Raw genomic sequence first — 4,092 nt, 5'->3', positions numbered from 1 at the left:
AGCCGGGGTGTGCGGATCGCCATCGACGACATCGGCACCGGCTATGCGGGCCTGGAGCAGCTCCTCCACCTGCGCCCGGACATCATCAAGCTGGACGGCATCATCACCCGGGGCATCGACGCCGACGGGCAGGACGGTGAGGCCGTCAGTCGTCGCCCGGGCGGTGCCGGTCCAGGTGCGTTCGAGGAAGTCACCGGCGACGGCGTCGGCCTCGGTCACCCCCTGGAACTCCCGACCGACCAGCGAGGCGAGCAGGACGGAGGCGGTCGGCCGCTGTCGGGGAATCTTGGACAGGGCCCCGGCGACCGACGTAAGCAGGTAGGCGGGCAGCGCGTCGAGGTCCGGGGTGTCCCGTTGCACGCGCAGGGCGAGCTTGTCCGGCGTCTCCGCGTGGAAGGGATGGCGGCCGGTCGCCGCGTACGTCACGCAGGCGGCCCAGGCGAAGATGTCCGCCGAGGAGTCCGACACATCCCCGCGCATCTGCTCGGGTGCCATCCACGCCAGGGTCCCGATCACGTGTCCGGTGCGGGTCAGCGTGCTGCTGTCGCTGATGTGGGCGACGCCGAAATCGATCACCTTCGGCCCGTCCCACGCCAGCAGGATGTTCGACGGCTTCAGATCGCGGTGCACGACGCCCGCGGCATGGATGGCGACCAGTGCGTCGGCCAGTCCGACCGCGAGACCGCGGACGAGATGGTTCTCCAGCCGGCCGCGAGCCCGGACCGCCTCGGCCAGGCTGATGCCTTCGACGTACTCGGTGACCATCCACGGTGCCGGGGCGTTGGTGTCGGCGTCGAGCACGGCGGCGACCGCGTTGCCCCGCACGCGCAGCGCCGCGTGGACCTCGCGCTCGAACCTGCTACGGAACTCGGCGTCCTCGGCGAGTTCCTCGGCGGCCACCTTCACCGCGACCGCGTGTTGTTCCGGGGTGAAGCCGAGATAGACGGTTCCCATGCCCCCGGCGCCGATGCGGTTCTGCAGACGATACGGGCCGATCTGGCGGGGGTCGTCCTCCAGCAGCGGTGTGAGCATCCCTCTCCTCACTCCACTGATCTCGCGGGTGTGGTGCGGGCACGCACCCACTCAGGGCGCTGTGAACGAAAGGGTATGTCGCTGACTGCCGTGAAGCAGACTGCACGGTAGGTCACAGATGTCCCTTCCCTTCGTTGTCGTAAGACATCCGAGCATCGCCCGGGGTTCCGCCAGTGAGCGTCCCGGTGCGGCGTGTCCTGCAACACCGCCTGCGCCCGAGCAACCGGCCAGGCCGCCACCGGCCGCAAGATGCGGACATGGACAGTGACAGCCGACCGGGGCGGCAGACGTCCGCCGACTGGCGGGCGGATCTGCTTGCCGGTATCACGTTGGGGCCGTCGACCGCACCCGCGGTCAACCGTTCTGGCTGGCCGGACTACGACGGACGGCCGGCGCTTAGGTGGGGGGCCGGCCTGATCGCGGGTGTGCCGGCGGTCGCCGCGGTCTGGGACTTCGCCGTCCACGGCGGCAGCTTCGGCGAGGCGGACGCCGCCGGTTTCGCCGCGGCCGCGGCCGCCGCGGTCGCGAGCCGCCGTCCGCTGGTGTCGTTCCTGCGCAGCGGCGGCACCCGGCTGCAGGAGGGGGTCGCCGGGCTCGTCGGGCTGCCCCGCGCGGCCCTCGCCCTCGCGGCCCTCGACGCGGCCGGGGTCGGCCACGTCGCCATCGCCGACCAGCCGACGACCGGCGGGGTCTGGGTCACCATCGGCTCACGCTGCGATGTGCGCTGCGCAGTGGCCGGGGCGACGGTCGGCTTCTCCGGTCCCCGCGTGGTCGCCGCGACGACCGGGGCGCCGCCGGGCGCCGGCAGCCATACTGCGGCGTCCGCCCTTGCCAACGGCCTCGTCGACGCCGCGCTCGCACCCGACGCCGTCGCGGGCTGGCTGCGCCGGGCGCTGACCGCGCTGACCCCCCCAAGCCCGGTCGAGCCGGCGACCCGGGCACCGACGCCGACGCCGACGCCGACGGTGCCGCCACCGGTGCCGGTACCGGTGGCGCGGCCGGCGCGGGCCGGCGTGCCGGCGGGTTTCGAACGGGTGGCCGCCCGCTCCGGCTGGGAGCAGGTGACGGCGGCCCGGACCGGCGAGCGACCGGACGGTGTGGCGGTGCTGTGCGCGTTGCTGCCCGACGGGGTCGACCTCGTCGGGCCCGATCCGCTGGTCGGTGCCCGGATCGGCGCCCTTCACGGCGGTGGCGGGATGCGCGCGGTGGTCGCCGCGGTCGGGGCCCGGCGCGGCAGCGCGCCGGGCCCCGCGGGATACCGGCTGCTTGCCCGGGCCGCCCAGCTGGCGGGCAAGCTCGGCATTGGGCTGGTGACGCTCGTCGACACCCCCGGCGCAGCCGGCGGCGCGCCCGCCGAGGCCGCGGGGATCGCCGCGGCGATCGGGGACGCGATGGCGGCGGTCCTGGCCTGTCCTTGTCCAACCGTGTCGGTCGTACTCGGCGAGGGCGGTTCGGGTGGTGCGCTCGCAGCCGCAGTGACCGATGTGGTTGCTATGACCGCGGACAGCTACTTTACGGCGCTCTCTCCGGAGGGCACCGCGACGACCCTGCGCATCCCGGTCGAGCAGGCGGCGGACCGGGCGGGGCTGCGCCCGACGGATCTGTACCGGCTCGGTTTCGCCGACCGCCTGCTGCCCGCCACCGACGCAGATCAGGTGGCACAGGCGGCCACGGGACTGCTCGCCGAGCTCGTCTGGCAGGACCCGGTGCAGCGTCGGCGGCAGCGCCAGCAGCGATGGTCGACAGAACTACGTGACAGTCTGTAATCTCTTTGTGTTTCTCGACCTGATCCCGGCGAGGTCGGGCGAACGCACCCGAGCCCACCCGGCGACGGTGCGGCGAAGGAGGGTGATCGAACATCGGCGAGCCGGCACCACCAGCACCCAGACGGGCACCGACGGCACCGGCCGTGGCAGCCGCTGCGCCCGCAGCACGCGCAGCCGCAGCCGCAGCCGCGGCGCCGGTGGGCCAGCCGGTCATGGGGGCCGCGAGACCTCGCCGCCGCGCGCTTGTCGCGGGTCTGCGTGCCACCGGGGACAACGCCCGCGGGCTCGCCGTCGAAACTGCCTGGATCGCTGCCCATCTGGCCCTCTATCCGGCGAGCGCGCTGCGCCGCCAGCCGGACCGGGACGACGAACCGTACTCCCTCGACGGTCTGCCCCCGTTGCAGCGTGGCCTTCAGGTCCGCGCGCCCGATGCGGCGGGGACGCCGATCCTGCTCGTCCACGGGCTGGTCGACAACCGTTCGGTCTTCGTCCGCCTGCACCATCAGCTACGCCGACGGGGCTTTCGCCGGGTTCGAGCGGTCGAGTTGCCCCTGTGGACCACCACCGTCGAGGACGGCGCTCGGCTGCTCGCCGACGCGGTGACGGCCGCGGCGGGCGACGGCGGCCGCGTGCACGTCGTCGCCCATTCCCTGGGCGGGCTGGTGGCCCGCTACCACGTTCAGCGAATGGGCGGCGACCGGCAGGTCGACACGCTGATCACCCTCGCCACCCCGCACGGCGGCACCCGGCTGGCCGAGCTGGTGCCCCGGGCTGTGCCCTATCCCCTGCTCGCCCAGTTACGGCCGGGCTCGCCGCTGCTGGCCGAGCTCAGCAGGCCAGCACCGGGATGCCGGACGCGGTTCATCGCGGTCGCCGCCGGCCGGGACACGGTGGTCCGCCCGGCCCAGGCCGTGCTCGAGCATCCGGATCTGAACTCCGTGAACATCACCGTCCCCGGGCTCGGGCATCACTCGCTGGCGTTCAACGGGGCGGTGGCCCGCCAGGTTGCCGAGTGGCTTGCCGAGACGGTGCCGTCAGAGCTTCTCGACGGGGGCATAGCGCAGCAGCAGGCGCTTGGTCCCGGCGTCGGCGCCGAAGTCGATCGTCACCTCGGCCGAATCCCCCGCCCCGCCGGTGGCGACGACGACACCGAGGCCGAAGCTGTCGTGGGTCACCCGGTCGCCTTGGCGCAGTTCCAGCACGGGCCGGGCCGACGGGCGCGCGGCGAACGGTGAGTTCGGCAGCGGCTTGCGCGCCGGCGCGCTCCCCCCGCCCCCGCGGCCACCGCCCTGCC

At 73.9% G+C, this 4,092-nt stretch carries 2 protein-coding genes and 3 pseudogenes; 3 read left to right on the top strand and 2 right to left on the bottom strand.

Annotated features, from left to right (window positions below; all coding sequences use genetic code 11):
• Positions 1–9: 9 nt before the first annotated feature.
• Positions 10–87 (top strand): annotated as a pseudogene (locus tag NBZ85_RS32890) (hypothetical protein); the annotation flags it as partial.
• 66 nt (positions 88–153) lie between these two features.
• Here NBZ85_RS32890 and NBZ85_RS28460 read toward each other — a convergent pair.
• Positions 154–1,032: pseudogene (locus tag NBZ85_RS28460) on the bottom strand (serine/threonine-protein kinase); the annotation flags it as partial.
• Between the two features lie 257 nt (positions 1,033–1,289).
• Between NBZ85_RS28460 and NBZ85_RS28455 the strand changes: the two are divergent.
• Together NBZ85_RS28455 and NBZ85_RS28450 are read left to right on the top strand one after the other, a co-directional pair.
• Positions 1,290–2,798 carry a carboxyl transferase domain-containing protein gene (locus NBZ85_RS28455; RefSeq protein ID WP_261560312.1) on the top strand — a complete coding sequence of 503 codons (1,509 nt, stop codon included), beginning with the start codon at positions 1,290–1,292 and terminating at the stop codon, positions 2,796–2,798.
• Positions 2,799–3,010: 212 nt separating this feature from the next.
• A pseudogene (locus tag NBZ85_RS28450) lies at positions 3,011–3,619 on the top strand (esterase/lipase family protein); the annotation flags it as partial.
• A gap of 213 nt (positions 3,620–3,832) precedes the next feature.
• Here NBZ85_RS28450 and NBZ85_RS34165 read toward each other — a convergent pair.
• Positions 3,833–3,973 (bottom strand): hypothetical protein, encoded by a 141-nt coding sequence (locus NBZ85_RS34165; protein WP_498041271.1) that lies wholly within the window; start codon positions 3,971–3,973, stop codon positions 3,833–3,835.
• Between the last annotated feature and the right edge of the window lie 119 nt (positions 3,974–4,092).

It is taken from the genome of Frankia tisae, assembly GCF_025403405.1.
Lineage (GTDB): Bacteria > Actinomycetota > Actinomycetes > Frankiales > Frankiaceae > Frankia > Frankia tisai.
The sequence above is the reverse complement of the archived record's forward strand: the minus strand, read 5'-3'. Positions and strand labels throughout refer to the sequence as shown.